General features: G+C 55.1%; 11 protein-coding genes, 2 tRNA genes and 3 rRNA genes. 10 read left to right on the top strand and 6 right to left on the bottom strand.

The features are described from left to right. The first annotated feature begins 27 nt into the window (after positions 1-27). The gene (locus ACA068_RS20015; RefSeq protein WP_497304226.1) at positions 28-1,026 is read left to right on the top strand and encodes a zinc-dependent alcohol dehydrogenase family protein; all 999 of its coding nucleotides are present in this window, start codon (positions 28-30) and stop codon (positions 1,024-1,026) included. Here the strand turns inward: ACA068_RS20015 and ACA068_RS20010 are convergent. Both ACA068_RS20010 and ACA068_RS20005 read right to left on the bottom strand, forming a co-directional pair. Then, positions 1,023-1,613: a 2-hydroxychromene-2-carboxylate isomerase gene (locus ACA068_RS20010; RefSeq protein WP_497304224.1), complete on the bottom strand. Its 591-nt coding sequence runs from the start codon at positions 1,611-1,613 to the stop codon at positions 1,023-1,025. The two genes, ACA068_RS20015 and ACA068_RS20010, sit on opposite strands and share 4 nt — an antisense overlap. Before the next feature lie 39 nt (positions 1,614-1,652). Further along, positions 1,653-2,381 carry an SDR family oxidoreductase gene (locus tag ACA068_RS20005; RefSeq protein ID WP_497304223.1) on the bottom strand — a complete coding sequence of 243 codons (729 nt, stop codon included), beginning with the start codon at positions 2,379-2,381 and terminating at the stop codon, positions 1,653-1,655. A gap of 92 nt (positions 2,382-2,473) precedes the next feature. On the opposite strand from ACA068_RS20005, the gene ACA068_RS20000 reads away from it, so the two are divergent. Then, entirely contained in the window at positions 2,474-3,046 is a 573-nt protein-coding gene (locus tag ACA068_RS20000; RefSeq protein WP_497295070.1) for a TetR/AcrR family transcriptional regulator, read from the top strand. On the opposite strand, the gene ACA068_RS19995 is transcribed toward ACA068_RS20000, so the two are convergent. Beyond that, on the bottom strand, positions 3,033-3,314 hold the full coding sequence (locus tag ACA068_RS19995) for a hypothetical protein (RefSeq protein WP_094468281.1): 282 nt from the start codon (positions 3,312-3,314) through the stop codon (positions 3,033-3,035). The two genes, ACA068_RS20000 and ACA068_RS19995, sit on opposite strands and share 14 nt — an antisense overlap. Positions 3,315-3,482: 168 nt before the next feature. Beyond that, positions 3,483-4,370: a threonine/homoserine exporter RhtA gene (gene rhtA / locus ACA068_RS19990; protein ID WP_497304222.1), complete on the bottom strand. Its 888-nt coding sequence runs from the start codon at positions 4,368-4,370 to the stop codon at positions 3,483-3,485. 198 nt (positions 4,371-4,568) lie between these two features. On the opposite strand from rhtA, the gene ACA068_RS19985 reads away from it, so the two are divergent. The 6 genes from ACA068_RS19985 (at position 4,569) to rrf (ending at position 10,271) form a co-directional block, all read left to right on the top strand. Beyond that, a complete protein-coding gene (locus ACA068_RS19985; protein ID WP_497304220.1) occupies positions 4,569-4,748 on the top strand; it encodes a hypothetical protein in 180 nt (59 codons plus the stop codon). A gap of 292 nt (positions 4,749-5,040) precedes the next feature. After that, positions 5,041-6,579: ribosomal RNA gene (locus ACA068_RS19980) — 16S ribosomal RNA — on the top strand. 82 nt (positions 6,580-6,661) lie between these two features. Next, a tRNA-Ile gene (locus tag ACA068_RS19975) sits at positions 6,662-6,738 on the top strand. Positions 6,739-6,765: 27 nt separating this feature from the next. Continuing rightward, positions 6,766-6,841: transfer RNA gene (locus tag ACA068_RS19970), tRNA-Ala, on the top strand. Positions 6,842-7,090: 249 nt separating this feature from the next. Then, positions 7,091-9,982, top strand: a 23S ribosomal RNA gene (locus tag ACA068_RS19965). Positions 9,983-10,155: 173 nt separating this feature from the next. Beyond that, a 5S ribosomal RNA gene (gene rrf, locus ACA068_RS19960) occupies positions 10,156-10,271 on the top strand. Together the 16S, 23S and 5S rRNA genes with 2 tRNA genes alongside form the textbook arrangement of a ribosomal RNA operon. A 119-nt stretch (positions 10,272-10,390) precedes the next feature. On the opposite strand, the gene ACA068_RS19955 is transcribed toward rrf, so the two are convergent. Further along, positions 10,391-11,314: a TIGR03571 family LLM class oxidoreductase gene (locus ACA068_RS19955; RefSeq protein ID WP_497310632.1), complete on the bottom strand. Its 924-nt coding sequence runs from the start codon at positions 11,312-11,314 to the stop codon at positions 10,391-10,393. A gap of 277 nt (positions 11,315-11,591) precedes the next feature. Between ACA068_RS19955 and mrdA the strand changes: the two genes are divergently transcribed. Then, complete coding sequence (gene mrdA / locus ACA068_RS19950; RefSeq protein WP_497304218.1) at positions 11,592-13,484, top strand: penicillin-binding protein 2; 1,893 nt, start codon at positions 11,592-11,594, stop codon at positions 13,482-13,484. 150 nt (positions 13,485-13,634) lie between these two features. Here the strand turns inward: mrdA and ACA068_RS19945 are convergent, their stop codons facing one another. Continuing rightward, positions 13,635-14,036 carry a lysozyme inhibitor LprI family protein gene (locus tag ACA068_RS19945; protein ID WP_497304216.1) on the bottom strand — a complete coding sequence of 134 codons (402 nt, stop codon included), beginning with the start codon at positions 14,034-14,036 and terminating at the stop codon, positions 13,635-13,637. Positions 14,037-14,308: 272 nt separating this feature from the next. Between ACA068_RS19945 and ACA068_RS19940 the strand changes: the two genes are divergently transcribed. After that, positions 14,309-14,797 carry an SRPBCC family protein gene (locus ACA068_RS19940; protein ID WP_497304214.1) on the top strand — a complete coding sequence of 163 codons (489 nt, stop codon included), beginning with the start codon at positions 14,309-14,311 and terminating at the stop codon, positions 14,795-14,797. Positions 14,798-14,804 lie beyond the last annotated feature (7 nt).

Raw genomic sequence — 14,804 nt, 5'->3', positions numbered from 1 at the left:
CAGCCACCTCTGACGAGAATTTACGAAATGACTGACTCACTTGAAATGCGTGCTCTGATTGTTGATGTGGCCAACGGGCCGTTACGCTTGGTTTCCATCCCTCGACCTGTGCCAGGGTCGGGCCAGGTGTTGGTCAGAATCAAAGCCAGCGGGGTGAACCCGTTGGATGGAAAGATTCGTTCGGGTCAGGCGGCTCATGCGCGTCAGCCATTGCCGGCGGTGCTGGGCATGGATCTGGCCGGGACGATTGAGGCGTTGGGAGAGGGCGTCAGCGGATGGCTGCCGGGTGATGAGGTCTACGCGATGGCGACCGGAGTCGGCGGTGCGCAAGGTTCGCTTGCGCAGTTCGCGGTGGTCGATGCGCGTCTGCTGGCACGCAAGCCGGACAATCTGAGTATGCGTGAGGCCGCCGGGTTGCCCTTGGTACTCATCACGGCGTGGGAGGGATTGGTGGACCGGGCTCGGGTGCGTGCAGGTCAGAAGGTGCTGATTCATGGCGGTGCAGGTGGTGTCGGGCACGTGGCTGTGCAAATAGCCCGGGCTTTCGGTGCTGAGGTGTTCGCCACTGGCTCTGCGGGTCAGCAGGCAATCATCGAAAGCTTCGGTGCGACGTTTATCGACTACTGCAAATCTTCAGTCGAAGAGTATGTGACGGAGCACACGGGGGGAGAGGGGTTCGATATTGTCTATGACACGGTGGGCGGTGAAACGCTGGACGCTTCCTTCAAGGCCGCGCGGGTCTACGAGGGGCATGTGGTGAGCTGCCTCGCATGGGGGCAGCACAGTCTGGCGCCGTTGTCGTTTCGGGCCGCGACCTACTCCGGGGTGTTTACCTTGTTACCTTTGTTGACTGGCAAGGGGCGAGAGCATCACGGGCAGATCCTTCGGGAAGCCGCGCAGTTGATTGAGGCCGGCAAGTTGAAGCCGTTGCTCGACCCGCGGCAGTTCACACTGCAAACCGCCGAGGCCGCTCATGAACTGCTCGCTGCTGGAGCGGCTCAAGGTCGTTTGGTCATCGAGATTTAACGCAGGGCCTCAAGGACGAAGTCCAGCCGATCCTGACCGAAGAACATCTGATCGCCGATAAACATGCTCGGTGCGCCGAACACACCGCGTTGGACCGCTTGCTCGGTATTGTCCTTGAGAGCGGCTTTGACTTCCTCATCGGCGGTGAGGGCCAGTACTTCGCTCGGATCGAAACCGTTTTGCGTCAGCACGGCGGCAACGGTCGCCGGGTCATCGAGGCTGCGACCCTCGACCCAGAGTGCGTTGAACAGGCAATCGATAAACGCGTGGAAGCGTCCGGGATGACGCAATTGCATGCCGGTGACGGCGCGCATCAGCATCAGGGTATTGATAGGGAAGTGGGGGTTGAACGTCAGTGGCACGCCGTATCGTTTGGCGTAGCGGTCCAGGTCCTGAAACATGTAGCGACCTTTGGCCGGGATGGTTGCCGGTGAAGCGTTGCCGGTGGCCTTGAAGACCCCACCCAGTAGCATCGGTTTGTAGACCAGTTGGCTGTCGGTCTGCTCACAGATCTTCGGCAATTGGGTATATGCCAGGTAGGTGGCGGGGCTGCCAAGATCGAAAAAGAATTCCACGGTTTTGTTCATGGTCGGTGCGCTCTGCTTATTGTTGTCGGGGAGGAGGGCTTACCAGCGTTCGTTCCAGGGGCGCAGATCCAGCTCGAAAGTCCACGCGTCTCGGGGCTGGCTGTGCAAGTACCAATAGTTCTCGGCGATGTGCTCGGGATTGAGGATGCCGTCCTCGTCCTTGGTCGCGTACTTTTCCGGAAAACTGTTGCGGATGAAATCAGTATCGATGGCGCCGTCGACGACGACATGGGCAACGTGAATATTCATCGGCCCCAGCTCGCGGGCCATGCTTTGAGCCAGTGCGCGAATCCCGTGCTTGGCGCCGGCGAAGGCTGCAAATCCTGCCGCACCGCGCAAGCCAGCGGTGGCACCGGTGAACAGAATCGTGCCGCGTTGGCGCTTGGCCATCCGCTTGGCCACTTCACGGGCATTGAGAAAACCCGAGAAACAGGCCATTTCCCAGATCTTGAAATACTTGCGGGCAGTTTCTTCGAGAATGCTGCACGGCACATTGGCGCCGATGTTGAAAACAAACGCTTCGATGGGGCCGATCTCGGTCTCAATCTGCTCGACCAGCGCAATCACGTCCTCTTCCTTGCGTGCATCACAGGCAAATCCGTGGGCGTCATCGCCATTGGCCTTGATTGCATCAACCAAGGGTTGAAGTTTGTCCGCGCTGCGGCGAGTGACGCAGGCAATGAAACCTTCCTGTGCAAAACGCTTGGCAATCGCGCCGCCGGTTGCATCACCGGCGCCGACAACCAGTACGACCTTTTTATTATTCATGGGTGGATCCCTTTGATGAACGATCGTTAACTGAACGAACGTTATGCTAGGATTTGGCATGCGTCAAGTCGGTCAATCCTGAGGGCAAGGCAATGCGTTACTCGGCTAATCACAAGCTGGAAACAAGAGAGAAACTGCTGACAAGCAGCGCGGTGTCGGCCAAAAGGTCCGGTTTTTCCACGGTAGGCGTCGACGGGCTGATGAAGGCGATCGGATTGAGTGGCGCTGCTTTCTACAGTCACTTTTCGTCGAAGGACGAACTGTTCGCTTCGATCGTCGAACGCGAGTTGTGCCAGAGCCTGGAGCGATTGGGTGCTGATCAGGATTGCGACAGGCTCGAGCGTTGCCTGAAGCATTATCTGAGCATGGCCCATGTCGAGCACCCGGAGTCCGGTTGTGCATTACCGGTATTGGGGGCCGAAATTGCTCGTTCAGATATCGCTATTCGCCAAGAGGCCGAAGTCTGGATTTGCCGGCTGCAGGAGAGTTGGGCGAGGATTCTGGAAAGCGACAGCCTGGCCTGGGCGATTCTGTCGCAATGCATCGGTGCTTTGGTAGTGGCGCGTATGCTGGCCACTCCCGACATTCAACGCACCGTGCTGAAGTCCAGTTACGATGAGATTGGCCGCCAGATTGCCGGGCGGCATCAATCTATTTGCAGATGACGATCATGCTTCGGCTGGTATAACCGGCAGGGTTGAGACCAAATGGATAATCACCTGGCTCTTCCACGGTATCCCCCGATTTGGCGATGACCTTGTAACCCTTGGGCGCGCACGAGTTGGCGGCGCTGGTGTAGCACTTGTCCCAGGACGACGAAAGCCCTGAACAGTTGATATGCAGCCCTTTCTTGCCATGTTTGACTTGTGTTTTCGATGTCGCCGCGCAGCCCGCAATTGCGAGTACGGCGATCAGTAGCAAAATTCGTTTCATTACTGTCCTTATAGCGTTCCCGGATCTCGTGCCCGGGTGTGGCTGCATTCGCTTTCGCTTGAAGCGTTCTGATATCCCTATCTTGAAAAATCCATGGTTGTCACTGGGTTGCGGGCCTAAACATGGCCTAATTGAGCGGTAAATACCAGACTTGCGTCAAATCCTCTATCAATCCGCCGCGACCGCAGGCTTGGCAGCACTTCCCATGGTCATGGTCGCCCCCACGGAAGCCAGAATGATGCACATGATCGCCATCCACTGTGACAGCGTGAGGTACTCGTGGAGAAACAGCAGGCCAGACAGCGCACCAATAGCCGGTTCAATGCTCATCAATGTGCCGAAGGTCCGGGCTGGCATTCGGGTGAGCGCGACCATCTCCAGCGTGTAGGGCAGGGCGGTGGAAAGAAGAGCGACTCCGATGGCTACGGGGATCAGTGATGGAGTCAGCAGGGCGGCACCGGCATGGACGATGCCGATAGGGGCGACGAACAGTGCGGCAATCATCACTCCCAGTGCTGCAGTCTGCACACCATTGTCGGCGCCGGCCTTCTGGCCGAACAGGATGTACAGCGCCCAGCACACACCCGCACCCAAGGCATAACCGGCACCTTCCAGGTCTATTCCCGTAGTCGCTGCTCCCGTCGGTATCAATAGAAGCAAGCCGATAGCTGCCAGGGCTATCCACAAAAAGTCGATCGCGCGGCGTGAGGCATAGATAGCCACCGCCAGTGGTCCGGTGAACTCCAAGGCTACGGCAATACCCAGGGGAACGGTGCGCAAAGACATATAGAAGAGGAAGTTCATACCGCCCAGAGCCATCCCGTAGACGATGACGGTACGCAGGGACTTTGCGGTGAGCTTCGCTCGCCACGGGCGTAACAGGATCAGCATGATCACGCTGGCGAAGAGCAGCCGCAGGGTAGTGGTCCCCTGGGCGCCAATAATCGGGAACATGCTTTTGGCCAATGAGGCTCCGGACTGGATCGACGCCATGGCTATTAATAGCAGGCCCACCGAGAACAGGGTCGAGGCGAGGCTGCGGGGATGGTCATTCATAACGTGGCATCGTCCGAAGTGGGAAGCGAGAGTGTTGTTCTGTGTATTGGGCAATATACTGCGCATTCGTGAGGGTTGCGTCTATATATAAGCAACGATTTTGGACATCCTGATAGAAAAGCCGAATTAGGTGTTGACGGCAGATTCTGGAAGTCTATAATTCGCCCCACTTCCGGCGCAGTCGAAACGGAAAACTCCTTGGAAAACAAAGAGTTACGCAGTTTTCGGCAGCGAGTTGCTTCAGGTCATCGAAGCCCAGAAGGAGTTGGTCAGGCAGGGTTGTTTAGCTTGATTGACGATTCGATCTTCTCGGTCGAAAGCGGAGAAAAAGAGGTGTTGACAGCAGCGAGTAACGCTGTAGAATTCGCCTCCCGCTAACGAGAGATCGGAAGCGCAAGTGGTTGAAGTTGCAAAGGAAACTTTGAAAACTTCTGAAAATAACCGCTTGACAGCAACAGAGGCTGCTGTAGAATGCGCGCCTCGGTTGAGACGAAAGATCTTAACCAACCGCTCTTTAACAACTGAATCAAGCAATTCGTGTGGGTGCTTGTGGAGTCAGACTGATAGTCAGCAAGATTATCAGCATCACAAGTTACTCCGCGAGAAATCAAAGATGTAACCAACGATTGCTGAGCCAAGTTTAGGGTTTCTTAAAAACCCAAAGATGTTTGAACTGAAGAGTTTGATCATGGCTCAGATTGAACGCTGGTGGCAGGCCTAACACATGCAAGTCGAGCGGCAGCACGGGTACTTGTACCTGGTGGCGAGCGGCGGACGGGTGAGTAATGCCTAGGAATCTGCCTGGTAGTGGGGGATAACGCTCGGAAACGGACGCTAATACCGCATACGTCCTACGGGAGAAAGCAGGGGACCTTCGGGCCTTGCGCTATCAGATGAGCCTAGGTCGGATTAGCTAGTTGGTGAGGTAATGGCTCACCAAGGCGACGATCCGTAACTGGTCTGAGAGGATGATCAGTCACACTGGAACTGAGACACGGTCCAGACTCCTACGGGAGGCAGCAGTGGGGAATATTGGACAATGGGCGAAAGCCTGATCCAGCCATGCCGCGTGTGTGAAGAAGGTCTTCGGATTGTAAAGCACTTTAAGTTGGGAGGAAGGGCATTTACCTAATACGTAAGTGTTTTGACGTTACCGACAGAATAAGCACCGGCTAACTCTGTGCCAGCAGCCGCGGTAATACAGAGGGTGCAAGCGTTAATCGGAATTACTGGGCGTAAAGCGCGCGTAGGTGGTTTGTTAAGTTGGATGTGAAATCCCCGGGCTCAACCTGGGAACTGCATTCAAAACTGACAAGCTAGAGTATGGTAGAGGGTGGTGGAATTTCCTGTGTAGCGGTGAAATGCGTAGATATAGGAAGGAACACCAGTGGCGAAGGCGACCACCTGGACTGATACTGACACTGAGGTGCGAAAGCGTGGGGAGCAAACAGGATTAGATACCCTGGTAGTCCACGCCGTAAACGATGTCAACTAGCCGTTGGGAGCCTTGAGCTCTTAGTGGCGCAGCTAACGCATTAAGTTGACCGCCTGGGGAGTACGGCCGCAAGGTTAAAACTCAAATGAATTGACGGGGGCCCGCACAAGCGGTGGAGCATGTGGTTTAATTCGAAGCAACGCGAAGAACCTTACCAGGCCTTGACATCCAATGAACTTTCCAGAGATGGATTGGTGCCTTCGGGAACATTGAGACAGGTGCTGCATGGCTGTCGTCAGCTCGTGTCGTGAGATGTTGGGTTAAGTCCCGTAACGAGCGCAACCCTTGTCCTTAGTTACCAGCACGTAATGGTGGGCACTCTAAGGAGACTGCCGGTGACAAACCGGAGGAAGGTGGGGATGACGTCAAGTCATCATGGCCCTTACGGCCTGGGCTACACACGTGCTACAATGGTCGGTACAGAGGGTTGCCAAGCCGCGAGGTGGAGCTAATCCCAGAAAACCGATCGTAGTCCGGATCGCAGTCTGCAACTCGACTGCGTGAAGTCGGAATCGCTAGTAATCGCGAATCAGAATGTCGCGGTGAATACGTTCCCGGGCCTTGTACACACCGCCCGTCACACCATGGGAGTGGGTTGCACCAGAAGTAGCTAGTCTAACCTTCGGGAGGACGGTTACCACGGTGTGATTCATGACTGGGGTGAAGTCGTAACAAGGTAGCCGTAGGGGAACCTGCGGCTGGATCACCTCCTTAATCGACGACATCAGCTGCTCCATAAGTTCCCACACGAATTGCTTGATTCATTGAAGAAGACGATAAGAAGCAGCCCGAAATTGGGTCTGTAGCTCAGTTGGTTAGAGCGCACCCCTGATAAGGGTGAGGTCGGCAGTTCGAATCTGCCCAGACCCACCAATTTTGTGTGGGAACCTGTAGAAATACGGGGCCATAGCTCAGCTGGGAGAGCGCCTGCCTTGCACGCAGGAGGTCAACGGTTCGATCCCGTTTGGCTCCACCACTACTGCTTCTGTTTGTTGAAAGCTTAGAAATGAGCATTCCATTGTGATGATGGTGAATGTTGATTTCTAGTCTTTGGCTAGATCGTTCTTTAAAAATTTGGGTATGTGATAGAAAGATAGACTGAACGTTACTTTCACTGGTAACGGATCAGGCTAAGGTAAAATTTGTGAGTTGCTCTTAACTGAGTATTATCGAATTTTCGGCGAATGTCGTCTTCACAGTATAACCAGATTGCTTGGGGTTATATGGTCAAGTGAAGAAGCGCATACGGTGGATGCCTTGGCAGTCAGAGGCGATGAAAGACGTGGTAGCCTGCGAAAAGCTTCGGGGAGTCGGCAAACAGACTTTGATCCGGAGATGTCTGAATGGGGGAACCCAGCCATCATAAGATGGTTATCTTAAGCTGAATACATAGGCTTAAGAGGCGAACCAGGGGAACTGAAACATCTAAGTACCCTGAGGAAAAGAAATCAACCGAGATTCCCTTAGTAGTGGCGAGCGAACGGGGACTAGCCCTTAAGTGGCTTTGAGATTAGCGGAACGCTCTGGAAAGTGCGGCCATAGTGGGTGATAGCCCTGTACGCGAAAATCTCTTAGTCATGAAATCGAGTAGGACGGAGCACGAGAAACTTTGTCTGAATATGGGGGGACCATCCTCCAAGGCTAAATACTACTGACTGACCGATAGTGAACTAGTACCGTGAGGGAAAGGCGAAAAGAACCCCGGAGAGGGGAGTGAAATAGATCCTGAAACCGTATGCGTACAAGCAGTGGGAGCCCACTTTGTTGGGTGACTGCGTACCTTTTGTATAATGGGTCAGCGACTTATTTTCAGTGGCGAGCTTAACCGAATAGGGGAGGCGTAGCGAAAGCGAGTCTTAATAGGGCGTCTAGTCGCTGGGAATAGACCCGAAACCGGGCGATCTATCCATGGGCAGGTTGAAGGTTGGGTAACACTAACTGGAGGACCGAACCGACTACCGTTGAAAAGTTAGCGGATGACCTGTGGATCGGAGTGAAAGGCTAATCAAGCTCGGAGATAGCTGGTTCTCCTCGAAAGCTATTTAGGTAGCGCCTCATGTATCACTGTAGGGGGTAGAGCACTGTTTCGGCTAGGGGGTCATCCCGACTTACCAAACCGATGCAAACTCCGAATACCTACAAGTGCCGAGCATGGGAGACACACGGCGGGTGCTAACGTCCGTCGTGAAAAGGGAAACAACCCAGACCGTCAGCTAAGGTCCCAAAGTTATGGTTAAGTGGGAAACGATGTGGGAAGGCTTAGACAGCTAGGAGGTTGGCTTAGAAGCAGCCACCCTTTAAAGAAAGCGTAATAGCTCACTAGTCGAGTCGGCCTGCGCGGAAGATGTAACGGGGCTCAAACCATACACCGAAGCTACGGGTATCACTTAGGTGATGCGGTAGAGGAGCGTTCTGTAAGCCTGTGAAGGTGAGTTGAGAAGCTTGCTGGAGGTATCAGAAGTGCGAATGCTGACATGAGTAACGACAATGGGTGTGAAAAACACCCACGCCGAAAGACCAAGGTTTCCTGCGCAACGTTAATCGACGCAGGGTTAGTCGGTCCCTAAGGCGAGGCTGAAAAGCGTAGTCGATGGAAAACAGGTTAATATTCCTGTACTTCTGGTTATTGCGATGGAGGGACGGAGAAGGCTAGGCCAGCTTGGCGTTGGTTGTCCAAGTTTAAGGTGGTAGGCTGGAATCTTAGGTAAATCCGGGATTCTAAGGCCGAGAGCTGATGACGAGTGTTCTTTTAGAACACGAAGTGGTTGATGCCATGCTTCCAAGAAAAGCTTCTAAGCTTCAGGTAACCAGGAACCGTACCCCAAACCGACACAGGTGGTTGGGTAGAGAATACCAAGGCGCTTGAGAGAACTCGGGTGAAGGAACTAGGCAAAATGGCACCGTAACTTCGGGAGAAGGTGCGCCGGTGAGGGTGAAGGACTTGCTCCGTAAGCTCATGCCGGTCGAAGATACCAGGCCGCTGCGACTGTTTATTAAAAACACAGCACTCTGCAAACACGAAAGTGGACGTATAGGGTGTGACGCCTGCCCGGTGCCGGAAGGTTAATTGATGGGGTTAGCTAACGCGAAGCTCTTGATCGAAGCCCCGGTAAACGGCGGCCGTAACTATAACGGTCCTAAGGTAGCGAAATTCCTTGTCGGGTAAGTTCCGACCTGCACGAATGGCGTAACGATGGCGGCGCTGTCTCCACCCGAGACTCAGTGAAATTGAAATCGCTGTGAAGATGCAGTGTATCCGCGGCTAGACGGAAAGACCCCGTGAACCTTTACTATAGCTTTGCACTGGACTTTGAATTTGCTTGTGTAGGATAGGTGGGAGGCTTTGAAGCGTGGACGCCAGTTCGCGTGGAGCCAACCTTGAAATACCACCCTGGCAACTTTGAGGTTCTAACTCAGGTCCGTTATCCGGATCGAGGACAGTGTATGGTGGGTAGTTTGACTGGGGCGGTCTCCTCCTAAAGAGTAACGGAGGAGTACGAAGGTGCGCTCAGACCGGTCGGAAATCGGTCGTAGAGTATAAAGGCAAAAGCGCGCTTGACTGCGAGACAGACACGTCGAGCAGGTACGAAAGTAGGTCTTAGTGATCCGGTGGTTCTGTATGGAAGGGCCATCGCTCAACGGATAAAAGGTACTCCGGGGATAACAGGCTGATACCGCCCAAGAGTTCATATCGACGGCGGTGTTTGGCACCTCGATGTCGGCTCATCACATCCTGGGGCTGAAGCCGGTCCCAAGGGTATGGCTGTTCGCCATTTAAAGTGGTACGCGAGCTGGGTTTAGAACGTCGTGAGACAGTTCGGTCCCTATCTGCCGTGGACGTTTGAGATTTGAGAGGGGCTGCTCCTAGTACGAGAGGACCGGAGTGGACGAACCTCTGGTGTTCCGGTTGTCACGCCAGTGGCATTGCCGGGTAGCTATGTTCGGAATAGATAACCGCTGAAAGCATCTAAGCGGGAAACTAGCCTCAAGATGAGATCTCACTGGGACCTTGAGTCCCCTGAAGGGCCGTCGAAGACTACGACGTTGATAGGTTGGGTGTGTAAGCGCTGTGAGGCGTTGAGCTAACCAATACTAATTGCCCGTGAGGCTTGACCATATAACACCCAAGCAATTTGCAAGCTTTGAGCTGAAAAGCGAAAGAGCACCAGATTGCGGTGTGTGAAGACGAAACGAACCGAAAGTTCGAAAAACTCACAAAACACCGAGATCTATCACATACCCATTCGCTGGAGCGTAATCCGTAAGGAGAACGACCTGGCTACCGAATTTCTTGACGACCATAGAGCATTGGAACCACCTGATCCCATCCCGAACTCAGCAGTGAAACGATGCATCGCCGATGGTAGTGTGGGGTTTCCCCATGTGAGAGTAGGTCATCGTCAAGATTAAATTCCGAAACCCCTATCTGCGTATGCAGGTAGGGGTTTTGTTTTGCCCGCAGGAAAGTGGTGTGACAAAAAAAGGATAGCCCGACGGCTGGCTATCCCAGGTTTCAGCAGCATCGTTAGTGAAACTTCGGCAGAACGTACTCAGCGATCTCTTCAATAACCTCTGCCACAGGGCGTTCGCTACGACGCATGTGCAAGCCGACATGCTGAACACCCGCGTCGCGCAGCGCTTGAAGCTCATCAATCAATGCCAACCGTCCACAGCTTCCACCGAAGCGCACACGTCGCATAGGGGCATGAGGATTAGCGGCCAAGTCTAGGTGTACGAAGCTGATATAGGGCTTTTCGCCTCCAACTTCCCGCCACAATCCCACTCGGCGCCGATGCTCGTCCGGCGTACCAGGGTAGGCGAGCCATCCATCCATGTGCTCACCAATCCAGGCCGGTGATTGTTGACCAAGACCTGCAACCAGCAGTGGCATAGGCTGATCTCGCTCCGGCAACAGGCGAGCGCCTTCAGGCAAATGACCTTCACCCTGGCTGCGGATCAACTCAACCGTATCGCGGAAGATCTCCCCGCGCTGATCGTAATCCACCCCAAACAACGGATACTCCATCGGCCGGTCACCACTGGCCACTCCAAGGAGCAGACGCCCGTCACTCAGTTCATCAACACTGTTGGCGGCCTTGAGCGTTAGCCAAGGCTGACGCAATGGCAGCACAACCGCCGCCGTACCGAGCATGATGTTCTCAGTAATCCCGGCCAAATACCCAAGGTAAGAAAAGGCCTCGAAGACCTGTGCGGTATCGCCAAAGTTGGGGTCATAAACCGGCACATCACGCACCCAAAGTGCACGAAAACCGGCGTTGTCAGCCAGGCGCGCCAACGCCGCGTGCTGCTTCAAATCGGGGACACCAAAAGGCCGATCCTGAGCAATCCGCAGGCGCTGTCCATCACTGGACCAATCGTTATCCAGCGGCAGTTCCAGTCCGATGGAAAATCCATTCGAGTCGAGTAATCGTTGAAATCGTGGATGCATGAAAAGACTCCCAAACAATAAGATGGAATGACATGCACCTAGTATCAACAGGCCCATCTGCAAGAAAAATGCTTGAACCGGAATAACAATCTTGAACAAAACGCACGAGTCAAAGAAAAAGCCGACTGTCGTTTTGGCCCTCAAGGACAACCATCCGAGAAAATCCCTCTAAATTGACCGCACAGTATTTTGGTATGGTGCAGCTCGTTTTTTTAACGGATTGATTTTCAGGCCTACGGATCGGCACCCCTTTTATAGTCATAGAGCTGCTACAGAAATGCCCGAACCGATACCCATCAAGGACCACGAAAAAGAGACGCGCTTGGTCAACAAGCGGCTGATCGCCTGCGCCTTGTTCGTCGCCGCTATTTCCTGCGCACTTGTGGTGCGCATGTATGTCCTGCAAGTGGTCGAGTACAACTATCACTCGACAATCTCCGAAAACAACCGCGTCCATGTCTTGCCGATCACCCCGACACGCGGGCTGATCTACGACCGCAACGGCGTAGTTCTCGCGGATAACCGTCCCAGCTTCAACCTCACCATCACCCGCGAACGCGCCTCCGATGTCAAAGAAGAACTGGATGAGGTGGTGAGCCTCCTGCACTTGCCAGCCGAAGACCGGACACTGTTCGACAAGGCCATGAAGCAGGCGCGCCACCCGTTTGTGCCGGTTACGCTGTTCTACGAGCTCAGTGAACAGCAAATCGCGGTTCTGGCGGTCAACGAGTTCCGTCTGCCGGGGATCGATGTCGAACCCCAATTCGTTCGTCACTACCCGTTGGGCGCACACTTCGCGCATTCGATCGGCTACGTCGGCCGTATCAACGAAAAGGAATCCAAAGCCCTAGACACGGCGGAGTACCGCGGCACCCAATCCATCGGCAAGACCGGCATCGAAAAATTCTACGAGTCGCAGTTGCATGGCCAGGTGGGTTACGAAGAAGTCGAAACCAATGCCCAAGGCCGCGTACTGCGAGTGGTCAAACACACCGATCCGATCCCCGGTAAAAACATTGTCCTGAGCCTGGACGTCAAACTTCAGGAAGCGGCCGAGCAAGCCTTGGGCGATCGTCGTGGTTCGGTGGTAGCTCTCGACCCGTCGACCGGTGAAGTGCTGGCAATGGTCAGCAAGCCTAGCTTCGACCCGAACCTGTTCGTCACCGGCATCAGCTTCAAGGAATACGCGGCGCTGCACGACTCCATCGATCGGCCGCTGTTCAACCGCGTCCTGCGCGGCCTTTACGCGCCGGGTTCGACCATCAAGCCCGAGGTGGCCATTGCCGGCCTCGATGCCGGCGTCGTCACCCCTCAGACGCGCGTCTTCGACCCGGGCTATTACCAACTCCCGGACTTCGATCACAAATACCGCAACTGGAACCACAGCGGCGACGGCTGGGTCGACATGGACGCGGCGATCATGCGTTCCAACGACACCTATTTCTATGACCTGGCCCACAAGCTGGGCATCGATCGCCTGCACGACTACATGGCCATGTTCGGCCTCGGCGAGAAAGTCTCGCTGGACATGTTCGAAGAGTCTGCCGGCCTGATGCCATCGCAAGCGTGGAAGCGCGCCACGCGCCGTCAGGCATGGTTCCCTGGCGAGACGGTCATCCTCGGCATCGGCCAGGGTTACATGCAGGTCACGCCGCTGCAGCTGGCCCAGGCCACTGCGCTGATCGCCAATAAAGGTGTGTGGAACCGACCGCGCCTGGCCAAGACCGTGGATGGCGTAGCACCGGTGGACGAGCACCCAATGCCGAACATCCTGCTCAAGGATCCGCGTGACTGGGAACAGGTCAACCATGGCATGCAGATGGTGATGCACGACGCCCGCGGGATTGCCCGAGCCGCCGCACAAGGCGCTCAGTACCGCATTGCCGGCAAGAGTGGTACCGCGCAAGTCGTCGCGATCAAGCAAGGCGAGCGCTACAACCGGGCGAAAACCCTGGAACGCAACCGCGACAATGCCTTGTTCGTCGGTTTCGCCCCGGCCGAGCACCCGAAGATCGTCATCTCGGTGATGATTGAAAATGGCGAGGCTGGTGGTCGCGTCGCCGGCCCTGTCGTGCGGCAGATCATGGACGCCTGGTTACTCGATCAAGACGGCCATCTCAAGCCGCAATACGCCACGCCGAGCAAAGCACCGGGCGACCCTCACGTCTAAACGTTCAAGGCTTCACAGCACAGGCTCATGAATACTTGGTTGTGCTGGAAGCTTTCGAGTGGCCTCCATCTAGGGCAAACCCGTATTTCGATGTATTCCACCGCAGGAGCGAGGCTTGCCCGCGAAGAGGCCCTCAGCATCACCGAAGTATCACGCCCCAGGCACCGGGCAACCCATATCCCCTTCCTGACACTTCAAATAATTCTTGAAAGTCTCCACCCGCGCCTTGGTCAATTCAGTCACGCAGTTGCTGTAGATCAGCGGATACACACTCCCGCCTTCCACCCCGGCGCTCGAAAACTTGCACTCGGCATCCCGAAACGCAATCCACGAACGCTGCGCCCCGACCAGCAGCTTTTTGCTGTCCGGGTTGCTCTTCAAACGCTGGGTGATCTGCTGGTAAAGCGCATTCAACTCCTTGTCCGCCGCCTTGTTCTGTTGCGCCGCACACTGGTTCATCGTGGCCTGGTCGGTGGCGTTATCGCAGTCCGCCGCGTGGGCAACGGTGGTGAACAGCAAAGGCGTCAGGGCCAGGAGGACGCGTGGGTGCATAGTGATGCTCGCTGTGAGGGTTAAAAGTTGAGATGCAGTGTAGCGAAGAGGGTGGTTAACCAATAACAAAGTCGGGCGCAACCTCCTTTGCCAAGTGGATTGCTTGCGTCAATAGTCTGCTTGCATTGCCAGGCTTTCGTCTGCGAACCAGAGCTTACCGCTGCAAATGCAGCCGAATATTTCAGGCGGGTTGATCGCGAAGCCCGATTGATACAACTTTAAGGTTGGTCTTGTGGTCTTACAGGCCTACTGTTCAGTACAGGAGGTGACTTATGAACCCAGCATCAGATCACATCGAAAGGAAAATCCTGCTCAAAGTACCGCGCTCGCACGTGTGGCGCGTGCTGGCCAATGCCGAAGCCTTCGGGCAGTGGTTTGGCGTGGCGCTGGAGGGCAAGCGCTTTGTCGCCGGTGAATGGACGCAAGGGCAGATTACTTACCCGGGTTATGAGCACCTGCTGTGGAATGTGCTGGTGGAGCGGGTCGAGCCGGAGCGGGTGTTTTCGTTTCGCTGGCACCCGTATGCGATCGAGCCCGATATCGATTACTCGCAGGAGCCCACCACGCTGGTGAAGTTCGAACTCGAAGACATGGATGAAGGCACTTTGCTGAAGGTCACCGAGTCCGGTTTTGATCACATTCCGCAGACGCGCAGGCTCAAGGCATTCCGCATGGACAGCCGTGGCTGGGATGAGCAGATGAGCAATATCGAAGAGTTTCTGAAATCCAGCGCCACGACTCGCGAGCGTCAGGGAGAGTAAAGGCTGC

This window comes from Pseudomonas sp. LBUM1660 (assembly GCF_059695935.1).
Note: the sequence above shows the minus strand (reverse complement) of the source record. Positions and strands in the feature narration are given on the sequence as shown.